Origin of the sequence: Paenibacillus suaedae (assembly GCF_032337355.1) — a bacterium.
In the GTDB taxonomy this organism is placed as follows: domain Bacteria; phylum Bacillota; class Bacilli; order Paenibacillales; family Paenibacillaceae; genus Paenibacillus_B; species Paenibacillus_B suaedae.
On record NZ_JAVYAA010000008.1, the window covers coordinates 64236 to 80300 of the forward strand.

12 protein-coding genes are annotated in these 16065 nt (G+C 51.3%); all 12 read left to right on the forward strand.

Annotated elements, in window-relative coordinates:
* Positions 1 to 166 precede the first annotated feature (166 nt).
* Positions 167 to 2146 carry a methyl-accepting chemotaxis protein gene (locus RQP50_RS25215; protein ID WP_072730691.1) on the forward strand — a complete coding sequence of 660 codons (1980 nt, stop codon included), beginning with the start codon at positions 167 to 169 and terminating at the stop codon, positions 2144 to 2146.
* A gap of 340 nt (positions 2147 to 2486) precedes the next feature.
* Entirely contained in the window at positions 2487 to 3668 is a 1182-nt protein-coding gene (locus tag RQP50_RS25220; RefSeq protein ID WP_315747092.1) for an acetyl-CoA C-acetyltransferase, read from the forward strand.
* A complete protein-coding gene (locus tag RQP50_RS25225) occupies positions 3637 to 5301 on the forward strand; it encodes a class I adenylate-forming enzyme family protein (RefSeq protein ID WP_315747093.1) in 1665 nt (554 codons plus the stop codon). The genes RQP50_RS25220 and RQP50_RS25225 overlap by 32 nt, the downstream gene beginning before the upstream one ends.
* 103 nt (positions 5302 to 5404) lie before the next feature.
* The gene (locus RQP50_RS25230) at positions 5405 to 8761 is read left to right on the forward strand and encodes a BTAD domain-containing putative transcriptional regulator (RefSeq protein WP_315747094.1); all 3357 of its coding nucleotides are present in this window, start codon (positions 5405 to 5407) and stop codon (positions 8759 to 8761) included.
* Between the two features lie 142 nt (positions 8762 to 8903).
* Entirely contained in the window at positions 8904 to 10283 is a 1380-nt protein-coding gene (locus RQP50_RS25235) for a substrate-binding domain-containing protein (RefSeq protein ID WP_315747095.1), read from the forward strand.
* A gap of 15 nt (positions 10284 to 10298) precedes the next feature.
* On the forward strand, positions 10299 to 11165 hold the full coding sequence (locus tag RQP50_RS25240) for an ABC transporter ATP-binding protein (RefSeq protein WP_394358437.1): 867 nt from the start codon (positions 10299 to 10301) through the stop codon (positions 11163 to 11165).
* Entirely contained in the window at positions 11143 to 11847 is a 705-nt protein-coding gene (locus tag RQP50_RS25245) for an ABC transporter ATP-binding protein (RefSeq protein ID WP_072730687.1), read from the forward strand. Before RQP50_RS25240 ends, RQP50_RS25245 begins: the two co-directional genes overlap by 23 nt.
* A gap of 29 nt (positions 11848 to 11876) precedes the next feature.
* Positions 11877 to 12743 carry a branched-chain amino acid ABC transporter permease gene (locus tag RQP50_RS25250; protein WP_072730686.1) on the forward strand — a complete coding sequence of 289 codons (867 nt, stop codon included), beginning with the start codon at positions 11877 to 11879 and terminating at the stop codon, positions 12741 to 12743.
* Positions 12743 to 13759 (forward strand): branched-chain amino acid ABC transporter permease, encoded by a 1017-nt coding sequence (locus RQP50_RS25255; protein ID WP_028533713.1) that lies wholly within the window; start codon positions 12743 to 12745, stop codon positions 13757 to 13759. The genes RQP50_RS25250 and RQP50_RS25255 overlap by 1 nt, the downstream gene beginning before the upstream one ends.
* Positions 13756 to 14064: a hypothetical protein gene (locus RQP50_RS25260; protein WP_072730685.1), complete on the forward strand. Its 309-nt coding sequence runs from the start codon at positions 13756 to 13758 to the stop codon at positions 14062 to 14064. Before RQP50_RS25255 ends, RQP50_RS25260 begins: the two co-directional genes overlap by 4 nt.
* Entirely contained in the window at positions 14042 to 15103 is a 1062-nt protein-coding gene (locus RQP50_RS25265) for a 3-oxoacyl-ACP synthase (RefSeq protein ID WP_315747096.1), read from the forward strand. Before RQP50_RS25260 ends, RQP50_RS25265 begins: the two co-directional genes overlap by 23 nt.
* The gene (phaZ, locus tag RQP50_RS25270; RefSeq protein ID WP_315747097.1) at positions 15100 to 16044 is read left to right on the forward strand and encodes an intracellular short-chain-length polyhydroxyalkanoate depolymerase; all 945 of its coding nucleotides are present in this window, start codon (positions 15100 to 15102) and stop codon (positions 16042 to 16044) included. Before RQP50_RS25265 ends, phaZ begins: the two co-directional genes overlap by 4 nt.
* The last annotated feature ends 21 nt before the right edge of the window (positions 16045 to 16065 follow it).

A 16065-nucleotide genomic window follows, 5' to 3' on the forward strand; every position in this document is an offset into this window, starting at 1 on the left:
ACACCAGGGTGCATAAGGGAAAGGAAGAGAAACGGGAGGATACAAGGATGATATGGTGTTAATTACCATCTGTTGATTTTGTAACAATGTATAAACTTTTACCGTTTTATACCGATATACCAAACGTATTTTGGCAACGAGACTTGGCAAGCAAAGGGGTGTCAACATGAAGAGGTTTTTTCAGTGGACTACAGGAATACAACAATCCTTACAAAAGAAAATAATATGCTTACTTGCGTTATTTATTGTCGTTCCTACGATTATTCTTATCATTATCCTGACAGGTACGGCAGCAAGCAATACGAAAGACATGGTCTACAATCAAGTGAATGGGGCTACCCAATCCATTGTCGGTATGCTGGATGACATGTATGATTCAAATGCCTATACGGTAAACAGCCTGGCTGACAGCATTAGTAAGAAGTCGCAACAAAAGGACTGGATCCATGATCGGATGCTGGAGATTGCCAAAGATATTGAGAATATATATGCGGCATATGTCTTTGTAGATAATCAATACATACACAGTTCTAATGACAGTGATGAGACGATTGATGCGATGAAGCGGGACTGGTATCAGCAGGCAAAGAAAAGTGCCGGGAAAGTAATTGTGACGAAGCCGTATCGCGATGCGATAACGAATGATTTGGTAGTTACGTTCGCTAAAGAACTCCCAGGGAAGAATGGAGTTGTTGCCATTGATGTGGCAATCGATCGGATTAACAAGGCTGTAGAGAAATACAAAGTAGGGAAAAGCGGTTATATCAGCCTGGTTGACAAGGATAATCAGGTCGTAACGCATCCGGTGTACAAGCAGGGGACGGTTCTGGACGAAGCTACGTACGGAGAGCTGGCGACAGCGGAAGATCACGGTGCCTACAAGTCGAATGCGGCAGGACGTAATGAGTTCGTCAGTTACGACAAACGCAACAAAATGGGTCTGAGCATCGTCTCGGTCATCGCCTTGTCGGAAATCAACAGTCAAGCCAACTACATTTTTATTGTCGCATCCATCTTCCTAGTCGTTCTTATCGCATTAATGGGACTATTTTTATGGCGGTTTGTAAAGAGCATTATTCGTCCCGTTCTCCGCGTGCAGCAGCTGACGGAACGGATTGCTGCGGGTGACTTCACAGAACGGATTCCGGAGTCGGATCGCAGCGATGAGATTGGACGCTTGGAGAAAAACTCCAACACGATGGCACAGTCCTTGACTGATGTTCTGCTTCGCATTCGCGAAGTGTCCGAGACGGTTGCAGCTTCTGCTGAGGAGCTCTCCGCTAATACAGAAGAGAATGTAGCGTCTCTGCAGCAGGTTGCTGCCTCTTACCAGGAGGTGTCTGCACAATCATCGCTCCTTAATGATCGTCTCAAAGCGGTTCGCTCTGATGCGCATCAGTCTGGCCGCCAGTTGAAGGAAGTTACCGAACTGGTTAATCTGTCCTCTGAGGCTGCTAATGATATGAGTGAATGGGCAGTACGAGGAGAGCAGGCGTTGAGCAGTGTACGCTCGCAAATGAATGCAATTACAGAACATACAGAGCTGGCGACCAAGGAAACGGAGCAGTTGATTGAGCAGTCCCAGCATATTCGCCGGATTGTCGTATTCATTCAAGAATTGTCTGCACAAACGAAGCTGCTCGCCCTGAATGCAGCGATTGAAGCTGCACATGCGGGTGAGCATGGCCGTGGATTCGCAGTTGTAGCTGATGAGGTTCGCAAGCTGGCAGAGCAGACGAATGAAGCGGCTGGGCAAATTACAGGCATGATTCAGCATATTCATGAACGTTCTGAAGCGGTATGGACAGCAATGCAGAACGGTTCAGCCTCGGTAGAGGAAGGTCAGCAGGTGACGAAGACGGTGACGAGCAGCTTCGCCGACATGTTCGCAGCAGTTGATGAAATGAACGTACAACTGAGTCATATTGCACAAATGAGCACTCAACTCACTAGTGCCAATGGTACGATGATCACTTCGTTCGATGAAGCGAGTGAAATGACTAATACAACGCTGCTTGAAATGGAAAATGTGGCGGCAGCGGGAGAACAGCAAAATGCGGCCATGCAGGAAATGGCTTCGTACGCGAACCACTTGGCTACCATTGCTGATGATTTGCAGCAGTTGTCTGCGAAGTTCAAGGCATAGCTTGCCTTGCTAGGTGCGGCGTTACGGATGCAATAAATATATACAAATTACGGAGAGCACTTGAACCGCGTCGCGGTTCGAGTGCTTTTTTGTTGTCCTATCGGTTCACTTCTTCTCGGTCGCATCTATTTCGAAATAGCCCTTGTGAAGAGCAAGGTCATGGAGTGCGTTCATGTCTGTAACGTTATGCAACTGATTTGCAACTGTCATCGCGTTTACTGGAAATGGTGGATATACAGGCTTGCGGGTGAACGGGCATTTGGGGAGGGGGTTAGCCTCTGAACATTGCAGGACATATCTGCAAGCGGCAGCCATAAATCCTGAACGTGGGGTGGAATAGATGAATGAAGTGTGGATAATGGGGGCGGCACGCACGCCAATCGGTTCATTTCAAGGCAATTATCGGGATGTGACTGCAGTGGAACTGGGCACAGCTGCTATTCAAGAGGCCTGCAGCCGCGCTGGCATCATGGGAGAACATGTGGATCAAGTATGGATGGGACAGGTGCTGCAAGCTGGAGTTGGTCAAAATGGGGCACGACAAGCGGCTTTACAGGCGGGCATCCCTATCCATGCACCAGCGACGGGGGTCAACCTAGTCTGTGGATCAGGGCTGCAGGCTGTCATGCTGGGGACACAGAACATCAGGACGGGTGATGCAGATATCGTCGTATCTGGCGGAATGGAGAATATGACCCAATCTCCCTATATACTCAAGCAGGCAAGACAGGGATATAAGTACGGGCACGGGGAGCTGTTGGATACTGTACTGCATGATGGACTGACCTGTGCCTTTCTACAGCAGCCAATGGGCATTACCGCAGAGAAATTAGCGGAACGCTATCATATCACACGTGACATGCAGGACGCATTTGCACTAAAGAGCCAACAACGTGCGGAATCAGCGATGCGTGATGGAAGATTCGAAGCTGAGCTCATTCCAATCCGAGTACCTGAACGCAAGGGGGCTTTCCGGACGGTGGATACGGATGAGCACCCTCGCCATGGCATGACCATGGACAATTTAAGCAAACTGAAACCTGCCTTCCTTAGCAATGGCACGGTTACAGCGGGCAATTCGTCCGGGATTAATGATGGGGCAGCTGCTGTTGTCTTGTGCAGCTCGGAAGCAGCTGTGAAGCGTAATTTATCACCCCTCGCGGTGATGCGCGGTTATGCAGCAGTAGGCGTGGAGCCGGAATGGATGGGACTCGGACCTGTATCTGCGCTGCGGAAGGCTGCTGACAGGGCAGGCCTGCGCATGCAGGATATTGAACTGTTCGAAATCAATGAAGCTTTTGCGGCACAGGCGCTGGCTGTTACCGAGGAACTGGGCATTGATACAGAGATCGTCAATGTGAACGGAGGCGCGATTGCGCTCGGACATCCGATTGGTGCCAGCGGGACAAGAGTGCTTGTGACACTGCTTCACGAGATGGAGCGGAGAAAGGTGAAATACGGCGCGGCTGCGCTCTGTGTAGGAGGCGGTCATGGTGTCGCTGTCATCGTCGAGCGGGGCTGAATCGGAACGACAGCATTCATGGCGAAGCTTTGAAACGGTGGACAGTGCTGCATACTGGTTCGAGCATCGCTGCGAGAAGACGCCGGATAAAGTCGCGGTCGTAGACGCTCATACAGGGAATCGATACACGTATCGAGAGCTTGCATGCCGTGCAAGGAAGTTGGCGTTTGTACTGCAGCATCATGGTGTTAGCGCTGGGGATCGGGTTGCTGTACTGCTGCTAAATCAGGCTGAGATGCTGGATGCACTGCTTGCCTGCAGACTGTTGAGCGCGATTGCCGCCCCAATGAATTGGAGGCTCGCGGAAGCAGAGCTGCATGAAATTGTACGGGACTGTTCGCCGAAGGTGCTGCTTTATGATCGAACGGTTCCTTCGCTTGCTGCTCTATCTGAAGCATTACAAGAAAGAAGCGTAGAAGTATTGGATGTGTCTGCGCTGCTGCATGAACAGGCGGAGGCCCAATGTGAACAGCCGGGGAGTTCGACATTCAATGCAATCGAGGATGCATCTGCTGAGATTGCAGCCGGGGCAACGGCAGATGAGCCTGCACAACCTCGTGACATATTGGCACAGGAAGCAATCTGCCTCGATGATCCATGGCTCATGATCTACACTGGGGGAACAACAGGGAAACCGAAGGGGGTTGTCCTGTCGCATGGCTCTGTATTCTGGAATGCGGCGAACACGGTAATTAGCTGGCAGTTGAACGAATCGGACGTTACGCCGACGATCTTGCCTATGTTCCATACTGGAGGCATTAATGCACTGACATTCCCTGTACTTATGGCTGGGGGAACGGTCGTGCTCGTGCGCAATTTCCAAGCGGATGACATGATCCGGCTCCTTCGGGAAGAACGTTGTACGATTGTGTTAATGGTGCCGACGATGTATCATCTGCTCGTTCAGTGCGATTCATTTAGAAATGATATGTTTCCGGATATGCGAACCTTTCTCTCGGGAGGTGCCCCGTGTCCATTATCCGTATATGAAGCATTTCATGCTAGAGGCTTGCCTTTTAAGGAAGGATACGGCGCGACAGAGTCTGGTCCAAACAATTTCGTAATCGAGCCGGAAGCGGCTAGAATGAAGCCCGGATCGGTAGGCGTGCCGATGCTGCTCGGAGAGGCAAGGATTATTGGATCTGACGGGCGCGTGCTGGCAGCAGGTCAAGTCGGAGAGCTGGTGCTTCGGGGAGGTCATTTGTTCTCTCATTATTGGAACAATCCGCAGGCAACGGAAGAGACGATGCAGGATGGATGGTTGTTGACGGGGGATCTGGCTCGAAGGGATGAGGACGGCTATTACTATATTGTTGGCCGGAAGAAAGATATGATTATTACCGGAGGAGAGAATGTATATCCACTTGAAGTGGAGCATATTCTCGAGAGCCATCCGAAGGTGCTGGAAGCAGCTGTGCTTGGCATAGCAGATTCGAAGTGGGGCGAAGTTGTCGTTGCCGCTGTCAGTACAGGAGAGATCTCCTCCTTGACGGAAGAAGAACTCAAGCAATACTGTCAAGCGAGGATTGGTAAGTATAAAGTGCCCAAGCGCTTTATTCTCACTGAAGAGCTTCCAAAGACAGTAGTGGGCAAGCTGGACAAAAAGGCAATGAAAGCATGGTTTGGCGGTTGACCGAGGTCAGCCGCTCATTTTTTTGTAAAAGTGCTTGAAGCAGGTATAACTGTGATACAATATACAGGACAACATTGGAAAATAGAGGAATTGGAGGTTCTGCATGAAAGAAGGCCGCGTGCTTAAAATGAAATTAATGCCGCCCCCTCTGAAGAAGCAGCTGCTCCACCGTCCTCGTCTTGCTAAAGTGCTAACCCGCATTACAGATTTCCCGCTCACCATATTGACCTCTGGTCCGGGATTCGGCAAGACGACGGCGCTGTCCGCCTATTTGCGCTCCTCGGACATGACGTATGCATGGTACGGAGCATCTCCCCAAGACAATGACTTTATCCCATTTGTATCCCATATCATTTATACGTTGCGGCAAGCGGTTCCCGATTTTGGGGAATCGCTGCTTGCTGAGCTGCACAGCGGTGGAAATCGGAACAGCAGTGAAGATATCATTGCCTTGGCAGACTTATTTTTGAATGAGTTGGTATCGCTTTCAAAGCGGACGATATTAATCATTGATGATTACCACCTCGTCGAACCGACTACAAGCATTGACGAATGGATGCAGTATGTTGTGTCCTATTTGCCTGATTGCGACAAGATGGGCATCGTCATTTCCTCACGCGCCAAGCCTCAGTGGGATGGTCTAGCTGCATTGCGCATCCGAGGCCATGTACTGGAAATTGGCAAGGAAGAGCTTGCATTCAATGAAGAAGAAATTGAAGTGTTGTACAGCGATTATTACGGGTACCCGCTTACGAAGCAGCAGCTTGAGCGGATTTATAAGCAGACGGAAGGCTGGATTATTGCGGTGCAGCTTATATGGCAGCGGCTGCTGTCTTCCAATGGGTCGCTAGAAGAACTTCTGCGGGCGCCAAGAGATACGATGGAGGAGTTGTTTCAGTTTCTGGCATTGGAGCTGTTCCAGAAGCAATCTTTGTCGATGCGCTCCTTCATGCTGGAGACGAGTATCTTTGACGAGCTTACCGGTGACTGGTGTGATGCCGTATGCGGGCGAAGCGGTTCACATGCCCTGTTGTTTGAGCTGTGCGGCAGCGGCTTCTTGTCAGCAGTCGATGACAAGCAGTTCCGCTATCATGCCCTGTTCCGTGAATTCCTGCTCGATCAGTTGAGAAGACAGCATGATCGTTACGTGTCTTTGGCGAAGCAGGCCATTCACATCTTCGCATCGCGCGGCCGCTATGATCTGGCGATGGCACAGGCGATGGTGCTGCAGGATGCCGAAGAGACGGCACTGCTGCTGCAGGATGGGGGCGAAGAGTTGATACAGGGCGGTCATTTGGAATTCGTCCATGCCTCCTTGCTGACGATTCCAGAGCGTACGAGGCGAAGATACCCATATTTGCATGTGCTGCATGGGGATATTATGCGTTATCGCTGCCAGTATGAAGAGGCGTCAGCCCAATACCGCATAGCCGAATATGAAGCAGATAGTGCCAGCAATCGCATTGTTCAGATGATGGCCCTTGAAGGGCAAGCTCTCTTATTTCTGGATACGATACAACCTGGCAAGGCAGAGCCTCTGCTGGAGCGTGCGATTGCAATTGCAGAGTCGCTCTATGGAGGCCGGATCATGCATGTAGATCGAATTGAAAGCGTTAACTTGCGGCATTCAAGCTATGAATCAGGTGGAAGGGTTCGAACGGGCGAGCGTGAGCGTCTTGGCCGCTTATATACATTGATGGCTGAAAATATGCTTAATGCGGGCAGAGGAACAGAAGCGCAGCTCTGGTACGATCGGGCTATTCATATCCACGCAGAGGGAAGAGACTGGCTGCTTGAAGCGCGGTTGTTCCTCCGTACCGGCAGACTGCACAAGGCAAAGTCGAAGCTAATGCATGCCCAGATGATGGAACAGGAACAGGGTTCGCTCTTCCGCGGGCTTAGCTACCATTCCAAGACATTATCCCGCTCGCACCGCGAGATTGATCTGCTGCTCTCGCTTATCAGCAGTATGTGCGGAGAGCCAGTTGCGGCGAAGGAGGCGGCAGAAGCGGGAATGATGCAGGGCATTCGCTTCAAGGCGCCCTTCGTAGAGGCTTGCGGATGGATGCGAATGGGCCATGCTGCGCAGCTGACTGGGAAGTATGATGCGAAGGTAGCTGCTGATTGCTATCAGGCGGCGCTGTCAATCATGGAACGGCTGGAAGTGAAGCGCGGCAGCGCTGAGCCATATATGGGACTCTGCTTGCTCTTCGGCAGAGCTCGTTCAACGGATACGGCTCTACGATACGGGCATAGTGCTTGGGAGAAGACGCAATTCGCGAATGATGGCTGGCTCACCTCGCTAATTAGGCTGAGCATGGGCATTGCACTGTTCAACGCGAATCGGTATGCCGAAGCCGAGGATGTTTTCCGTGAATGTAGTGAACGTTTCCTCGCTTGCGGTGATGGATTCGGCAGCGCTGCTGTTGAGATGTGGCTCGCATTATGCGCCTATCGGACAGAGCAGGACAGCAAGTTCGCGGTTGCGATGGAGCGCTTTTTGGCGCGGACGGAGCGGGAAGGCTACTCGTTCCTGATCACGCGGCGTACATTGTTCGGGCCGAGCGACACGCAGCAGCTCATTCCGCTGCTTATTGAAGCGGTACGACTTGATATTTGCCGTTCCTACGCATCGACGATGCTTACGGAATTAGGACTAGATCAGCTTACGTACCACCCTGGATATACCTTGTATATACATACGCTTGGGAATTTTGTCGTCCAGCTTGGCGATATCGAGTTGTCGGACAAAGACTGGCAGCGTGGCAAGGCAAAAGAGCTGTTCCAGCTTCTGGTGACTAGACGGACTCGTTCGTTGACGAAGGAAGAACTGCTGGATTCTCTGTTTCCTCAATCAGAGGAGAAGGCGGCCAATCGAGACTTCAAGGTGGCGCTAAATGCCTTGAATACGGCCTTGGAACCGCATCGTCGTGTTCGTTCGAACCCTTATTACATCATTAGGCGGGGAACCACCTATCAATTGAATCCGGCTGCGGGCTGGGTGCTCGACGCCAATCGCTTCGAGATGGCGATCGAACAAGGGCTTGAAGCTGGCGATGTGGAGCAGGCAATCAAACTGCTGGAGGAAGGGCTCCTTATCTATGAAGGCGACTATATGCCTGAACGCCGTTACGAGGATTGGTGCATTGAGGAACGGGAACGCTTGCAAGTGTTGTTCATGCGTGGAGCAGAGAGATTGTCTTGCCACTATGCGGCTATGAATACCTTCGACAAGGCGATCCGCTGGGCGGAATCGATTGTAGCGAAAGATCGCTGCTGGGAAGAGGCGTACCGAATCCTGATTGCTTGTCATCTTCAAATGAACAATCGCAATCAAGCTTTGCGCTGGTACAACAAATGCCGAAAGGCGTTGGAGGAAGAGCTAGGGATCGAGCCGATGAAGGATATCCGAGAACTTGTTCGGGACATATCGAGTGTAATACTGAGTGATGACGATTAAGAGGGATCTGCTGCGGAATGTTGCTTGCTTATCTGTTGATTAAGCTGGCAGTATGTCGTGCTGCGGTTTCCTAACCGATGCAACTCATTTGTAACTATACCCTCTTATGATGAATGAGAAATGATTCGTAAGGGGGTTTTTGGTGTCTATGACACAGTTATTTATTCGTGAAACAAGCAATCAGAAGCAACAATTACATCGCAGCCATGATAAGCAACGGGCGGTTCGCATACAGATGTCAAGACTATTGCTGCTCAGCTTCATGTCCTTGCTCCTGCTGCTGACAGCTGCTTGTGGAAGCAGTGGAAGTGATGCGGGAGGGAACTCCGCAAAGCAAGAGAACAATGGTGCAGCATCGACAGAGAACAAGAATAATCAAACGGAAGAGAAGAAATCGTCCGATGGAGATAAGACGCCAATCAAGATCGGAGTGCTTGCTTCCATGTCGGGGGCGCTTGAAAGTTACGGCAAACAGACGGTTCGCGGATTCGAGCTTGGCATCGACTATGCCACACAAGGTACGAAGACGATCGATGGACGGCCAGTTGAATTCATTGTAGAAGATACGGAAACGAAGCCGGACGTAGCCGTTAAGAAGGCAACCAAGCTGCTTGAAACCGATAAGGTTGATTTCCTTGTTGGTTCATCCAGCTCAGGGGATACATTAGCGGTTCTTCCGCTTGCTGAGGAATACGAGAAGATTATGGTCGTCGAGCCGGCTGTTGCGGATAGCATTACAGGCGAGTTGTGGAACAAATACGTATTCCGCACTGCACGCAATTCCTCGCAGGACGCGGTTGCAGGCGCGGCGGCGATAGCGAAGCAGGGCGTTAAGATTGCAACGTTCGCACCGGATGGCGCGTTCGGACGCGATGGCATTAAGGCGTTCAAGGAAGCAGCGATCAAGCTTGGTGCAGAAATTGTAGAAGAGCAGTACGCGGACGCTACTGCAACGGATTTTACCGCGAACATTCAGAAAATTGTAAGTGCAAAACCGGATTACTTGTTCGTAGTATGGGCGGGAGCGAATACGCCGTGGAAGCAGCTTAAGGATATGAAGGTAACGGAGCAAGGCATCAAACTGTCTACTGGAGCTCCGGATATCGCGGCTCTGAAGACAATGCAGGAGCTGGAGGGGATGGAAGGCTTCTCGGTGTACTACCATTCACTTCCGAGCAATGATGTGAATAAATGGCTCGTAGAAGAACATACGAAGCGATTCAATGGAGATTTGCCAGATTTGTTCACACCTGGAGGCATGTCAGCAGCGATCGCGATCGTGGAAGCGGTGAAGAAGACGGGCGGTGATACGACTGCCGACAAGCTGATTGTAGCGATGGAAGGAATGACATTTGATGCGCCGAAGGGCAAGATGACGTTCCGAGCGGAAGATCACCAAGCACTGCAGACGATGTATGCGGTGAAGCTGGAGAAGAAGGATGGTACCGATTATCCGGTTCCTGTACTTATCCGTGAACTGTCGCCAGAAGAGACGGCACCGCCGATTCGCAACAAACGTTAACTAGGAGGTCGGGACATGAGCGGAGCGGAGAACAACCTCAGGACGGCCGAGTCGCTGCCGATTGAACAGGGGACGAATAGAGCTCGCCGCTCCCATTCGTCCCAAGCGGTGGATAAGATTTTGAGCACAACAGATTTGACGATTGCGTTCGGCGGACATATCGCAGTACAGGAAGTGAACCTCACCGTTGAGCGTAATTGCTTCAAGTCAATCATTGGACCAAATGGTGCAGGTAAGACGACCCTGTTCAACTTGTTAAGCGGCGAACTGCGGCCAACTTCTGGCCAGGTCCAATTCGAGGGGCGCGACGTGACGTTGCTGCCCCCATTCGAACGGACAAGGCTTGGGATGGGGCGATCCTTTCAGATCACGAATGTATTCCCCAATCTGACGGTGATGGAGAATGTACGGCTTGCTGTCCAATCCAGACATGGTGTTCGCATGAATTGGTATCGATCACTGCGAGCGTATCGTCAGTTTGAAGAAGAAGCGGAGCATTGGCTCGAAATGGTGCTGCTTGGAGGAAGAGGCGGTGCTACAGCGAAGCACTTGGCGCATGGAGAGAAGCGCAAGCTGGAGCTAGCGATGCTGCTAGCGCTCCAGCCGTCGCTTCTTCTGCTCGATGAACCGACGGCTGGCATATCAGTGGAAGAGGTTCCAGCGATTATGGAAGTGATCCGTCGGGTGAAGGATGCCAAAGATCGAACGATATTACTCATTGAGCACAAGATGGAGATGGTTCTGGATTTATCCGATACGATCGCCGTTCTGTTTAATGGGAAGCTGCTTGCAGATGGTCATCCGGATGAGATTATGAATAATGAATTGGTACAGTCTGCTTACTTGGGAGGGTTGTATGATGACGCTGCTGCAGGTGAATGAAATTGAAACGTATATCGGACAGTTTCACATTTTGCAAGGGGTCACCTTCCAAGTGAAGGCTGGTGGGATTACCGTACTGCTTGGCCGCAATGGGGCGGGCAAGACGACGACACTGCGTTCCGTTATGGGATTGAATCCGGCATCCAAGGGAGAAATCCACTATAAGGGAGAACGATTGGATCAGCTTCCGACGCATCTCATTGCTCGCAAAGGGGTCGGGTATGTTCCAGAGGATCAGGGAATCTTCACGGATCTAACGGTAGGAGAAACGATGCGTATTGCGATGAGAGGGAATAGCGAAGAGGCTGCTGCTCGGCTGGAATGGACAATGGAGCTGTTCCCAGATCTGCGCCGCTTCTGGAACCGCAAGAGTGGGCTCTTGAGTGGAGGGCAGAAGCAGATGCTGGCGATCTCCCGGGCATATGTGAACGACAATGAATTGCTCCTCATCGATGAACCTAGCAAAGGGCTTGCCCCGATTATGGTGGAGAAGCTGATGGAAGCTATCCAGCAGATGAAGGAGAAGACGACCGTGCTCCTAGTTGAGCAGAACTTCCTTATGGCGAGCCGCATTGGAAGCGCGTACTACATGATGGACGAAGGGCGCGTCGTGAAGGCAGGAACGATGGATGAACTGCGTTATGACGAGGAGACACGGCGGAAGTATTTGGGCATTGCGTAACCGATGCGCCAAAGAGGAGGGAGTATGTATTGAACGGGTTCATCAATCTGATTGTTAATGGGCTTGCGACCGGAATGCTCGTCTTCCTGCTCGCGTCGGGGCTGACACTTATATTCGGACTTATGAGCGTGCTCAACTTCGCGCACGGCGGCTTGTTTGCCTGGGGTGCCTATAGCGGGGTGTGGTTGTATGCGGCAACGGGCTCATTCGTCTTGGCGATTGTGGGGGCAATTCTTGTTGGAATGCTGCTTGGCTTCATGATGGAACGCATTGTCATTCGGCCCGTGTACGGCAATCATGTGCAGCAGATTCTGGTCACGCTAGGCGTTATGCTTGTGTTAAGTGAATTGCTCAAAGTTGTATTCGGCCCGAATCCACTTAAGGCGGATGCCCCGCCTATACTCAGCGGAAGCTGGGAAGTTGGCGGAGTGATTCTAATTAAATACCGAATCTTCATCATCGTAATTGGTGCGCTCGTGTACGGCGGATTATTGTTCATATTGAAGCGTACGAAGATTGGTCTAATCGTGCGCGCAGGCGTTATGAATCCGGAAATGGTTCAAGCGCTAGGCATTCCGATTCGGCGTGTATTCACGCTTGTATTTATGGTTGGGGCAGGTCTGGCGGCACTGGGAGGCGTACTGCTTGCTCCATACTCAGGAGTGATCTTTGCCGAAATGGGCATGCAATTTGCCATTCTTGCCTTCATCGTCGTTGTCATTGGCGGCATGGGGAGCATCCAAGGCTCTGCACTGGCGGCACTGTTAGTTGGCTTGTCGGGAGCATTTATGGCCTATTATGTGCCGGACTTGTCGCTTGCAGGCAATATGCTGTTGATGGTGGTTGTCCTTCTCATTAAGCCTTCAGGCTTGTTCGGGGCGAAGGGGGGAGCGTAATGAGACATATAAACATCGGAACGAAATGGTTCCTTCTGCTCGTCATTGGACTTGCCGTGCTGCCGTGGATCAATGACTCGCGCAGCTTCCTCATTATTATGACGCAAATTTGCATCTTCGCTGTTTTTGCGATGAGTTACGACATTTTGCTCGGTTATACAGGCATTGTCTCATTCGGTCATTGTATGTTCTTCGGTATTGGTGCGTACGCAACTGGTGTCATGCTCGATCGGATGGGGGCCAACATCGGAGTCTTGCTGCTGTCGATTGCAGCAGGTGTGATTTTGTCGGCGCTGCTCAGCTATCTGGTAGGCATGTTGTCTTTGCGTTTGAAGAATCACTTTTACGCAATGCTTACGTTGGCCTTTTCCGGATTGCTGCTTGTCTTGGCGGAGAAGTGGAGGTCTCTGACGCGAGGAAATGACGGCTTCACGTTCCCGATTCCCTCGGAGCTAAAGGATCGGACGGTGCTGTACATGGTATCGCTCGCTGTGATGGTTGTCATCTATATGCTGCTCAGAAGGTTCACGCAATCCCCCGTCGGTCGTGTGTTGATGGCGATACGTGAAAATGAGCAGCGAACCGCTTCGCTCGGCTATGAGATCATCCACTACAAGGTGTTTGCAAGTGTAGTCGCAGGTGTAGTCGCCAGCATTAGCGGATCCATGTATGTGCTGACACTGCGATTCGTCAATACGACGGTGTTCGCGATGGATATGACCTTGAACGCGCTTCTGATGACGATTATTGGCGGCGTTGGGACACTATTTGGGGCGATTATTGGCTCAGCGATTATTGAATGGGCGCACCATGGCCTAACTGAGCTGGCTAAGTTCCACCCCATATTCGAGAGATGGATTATTTTCTTTGGCCTTCTCTACATTGTCGTCGTGCTCATCTTCCCAGCAGGCATAACCGGAACGCTCCGAATGTGGTGGATGAAGCGGAGAGGAAGGAGAGCCTCTTCGTCTCCTACGGAGACAGCATCACGGCATGGGAAGGAGGAGGCAGGATGACTTCTCGCAGGCAGAAGGACACGGCTGCGGAGCACTTGGAAGAGGATGTGCACTTGGAGGCTCATGACAGTCGAAATCAGGACAATCGACATCATTTGGTTGAGGATACCTCTGTGGTCGGTTCCTTTGTCGTCCGCTGCCGGATACGGCAGGAGACCGAGGGATTGGACGATTGGCGAATCCGAATTACCTATGTACAGGGCCAGGAAGAGCAGACCGTTGCTTCATGGGAGGAAGCGGTTGGCTATATGCAGCTGATGATGAAGCGGGGGAATGACGCGCATGAACGAGAACGGAATGAATGAAAGAGAAAAGAATGAGCAGTCGATCGTCCGTCTGTTGTCCGTAGGAACTTACATCCCTGACCAGAAAATGACTAGCGGTGATATTGCAGAAGCGTCAGGCATTCCTCAGCATATTGTGGAGTCGAAGCTGGGCATCCGGCAGAAGCCTGTCCCAGGGCCTGATGATCATCCCTGCGCGATGGGGGTTGCAGCAGCGGAGGAAGCGATTCGTCGTGCCCAGATCGCGCCTGAGGAAATTGATCTCATTATATATATCGGTGAAGAATACAAGGAATACCCGGTATGGACGGCGGCTCTTCAACTGCAGCATGAGATTGGAGCTGTAAATGCGTGGGGCTTCGATATGGGCTCCCGATGCTGTACGGCAATTATGGCTGTTCGGACAGCGAAGTCGATGATGTTGGGGGATTCTCGTATTCGCACTGTGCTGCTTGCTGGCGGCTATCGCAACGGCGACCTGATTGACTTAACGGATCCGAACACTCGCTTCATGGCGAACTTGGGTGCTGGCGGCGGAGCGATGCTGCTCCAGCGTGGGGCTGGCCCTTCGTATCCAGAGGTGCTGGATTCAGCAATTATTACGGATGGATCATTTGCGCAAGATGTCATCATTCAAGCAGGGGGAACGAAGCAGCCATTGACGGCTGAGCTATTGGCGCAAGGTCAGGCTTGCTTCCGAGTCCCAGATCCAGAACGGATGAAGTCGCGACTGGATGCGGTGTCGATGCAGCGATTCTCTCAGGTGGTGGAACAAGCCATTCAGGGTAGTGGATATATGGTCTCGAATATTGATTTTATAGGCTTGCTTCATATGAAACGATCCGCACATGAATTCGTGCTGCGCTCCTTAGGGATTCCTGAAGAACGTTCCGTTTATTTAGAGGACTATGGTCATATCGGTCAATTCGATCCGATTTTATGTCTGGAATTAGGCGTAAGACGGAAGTTGATTCAACCGGGCAGCATTGTTGTATTAGCAGCTGCGGGCATCGGGTATGCGTGGGGCGCACTCACCTTAAGATGGGGGGACGAAGCATGAAGATTCATGTAAAATCCGTTGAATTGCCAAATGGGGAAACACTCGGATACCGTGAACGTGATGGCGGCGATGAGGTAGTTGTGCTGATTCATGGCAACATGAATTCGTCCTGCCATTGGGATGTCGTGCTGGAACAGATGGGTGCTCGGTATAAGCTGTATGCGGTCGACCTGCGTGGGTTTGGTATTTCTACCTATCATACGCCGATTGAATCCTTATCTGATTTCACTGCAGATGTGAAGCAATGGGTCGATTTACTCGGACTAACTCGTTTCACCCTCATTGGTTGGTCGACTGGTGGCGGGGTGGCAATGGAGTATACAGCCGCTTATCCTGATGAGGTAACACGGCTGGTGCTACTGGCAAGCGTCTCGACTCGTGGTTATCCATTTTATGAGGACGGATCGAACGGCCTGCCAGATGTTACGCGCCGGATTACGACCATCGAAGGTATTCGATCATTGGCTCGCAATACCCTCATCGAATCTGCAAACATACGTCGGGATCGCCGGTTTATGAAGCAATTGTATGAGGCCGTTATCTATGATCGAAATCAACCGGAAGAGGCAAGATACGAAACCTATATAGACGATATTTTGACGCAGCGTAATCTGATGGATGTGTATCATGCGCTGAACACGTTTAACGTGAGTGTATTTGATCATGAAGCATCTCCGGGAAGCGGGGCTGTGAAACGAATCAAAGCCCCCGTTTTGGTTCTGCGGGGCATGCAGGATTTAGTTATTACTGAGGTGATGACGAGAGAGACGCTGGCTGATCTGGGAGACATTGCGGAGTTCGTTCCATTGACAGGATGCGGTCACTCACCGTTAGTTGACGATCTTCCGCAGCTGCTGCATGCAATCGAGTCCTTCTTGGGGAGAGATTCATCAGAAGCAGCTCCTAGCGGGTCAACTGCATCGGCCGACCATACAGATTGAAGGGAGACAGGGGAAGACGAT

Excerpts from the sequence above, each read along its gene's own strand:
- RQP50_RS25215 (WP_072730691.1), top strand. The coding sequence starts at position 167 with ATGAAGAGGTTTTTTCAGTGGACTACAGGAATACAACAATCCTTACAA.
- RQP50_RS25220 (WP_315747092.1), top strand. The coding sequence starts at position 2,487 with ATGAATGAAGTGTGGATAATGGGGGCGGCACGCACGCCAATCGGTTCA.
- RQP50_RS25225 (WP_315747093.1), top strand. The coding sequence starts at position 3,637 with ATGGTGTCGCTGTCATCGTCGAGCGGGGCTGAATCGGAACGACAGCAT.
- RQP50_RS25230 (WP_315747094.1), top strand. The coding sequence starts at position 5,405 with ATGAAAGAAGGCCGCGTGCTTAAAATGAAATTAATGCCGCCCCCTCTG.
- RQP50_RS25240 (WP_394358437.1), top strand. The coding sequence starts at position 10,299 with ATGAGCGGAGCGGAGAACAACCTCAGGACGGCCGAGTCGCTGCCGATT.
- RQP50_RS25245 (WP_072730687.1), top strand. The coding sequence starts at position 11,143 with ATGACGCTGCTGCAGGTGAATGAAATTGAAACGTATATCGGACAGTTT.
- RQP50_RS25255 (WP_028533713.1), top strand. The coding sequence starts at position 12,743 with ATGAGACATATAAACATCGGAACGAAATGGTTCCTTCTGCTCGTCATT.
- RQP50_RS25260 (WP_072730685.1), top strand. The coding sequence starts at position 13,756 with ATGACTTCTCGCAGGCAGAAGGACACGGCTGCGGAGCACTTGGAAGAG.
- RQP50_RS25265 (WP_315747096.1), top strand. The coding sequence starts at position 14,042 with ATGAACGAGAACGGAATGAATGAAAGAGAAAAGAATGAGCAGTCGATC.
- phaZ (WP_315747097.1), top strand. The coding sequence starts at position 15,100 with ATGAAGATTCATGTAAAATCCGTTGAATTGCCAAATGGGGAAACACTC.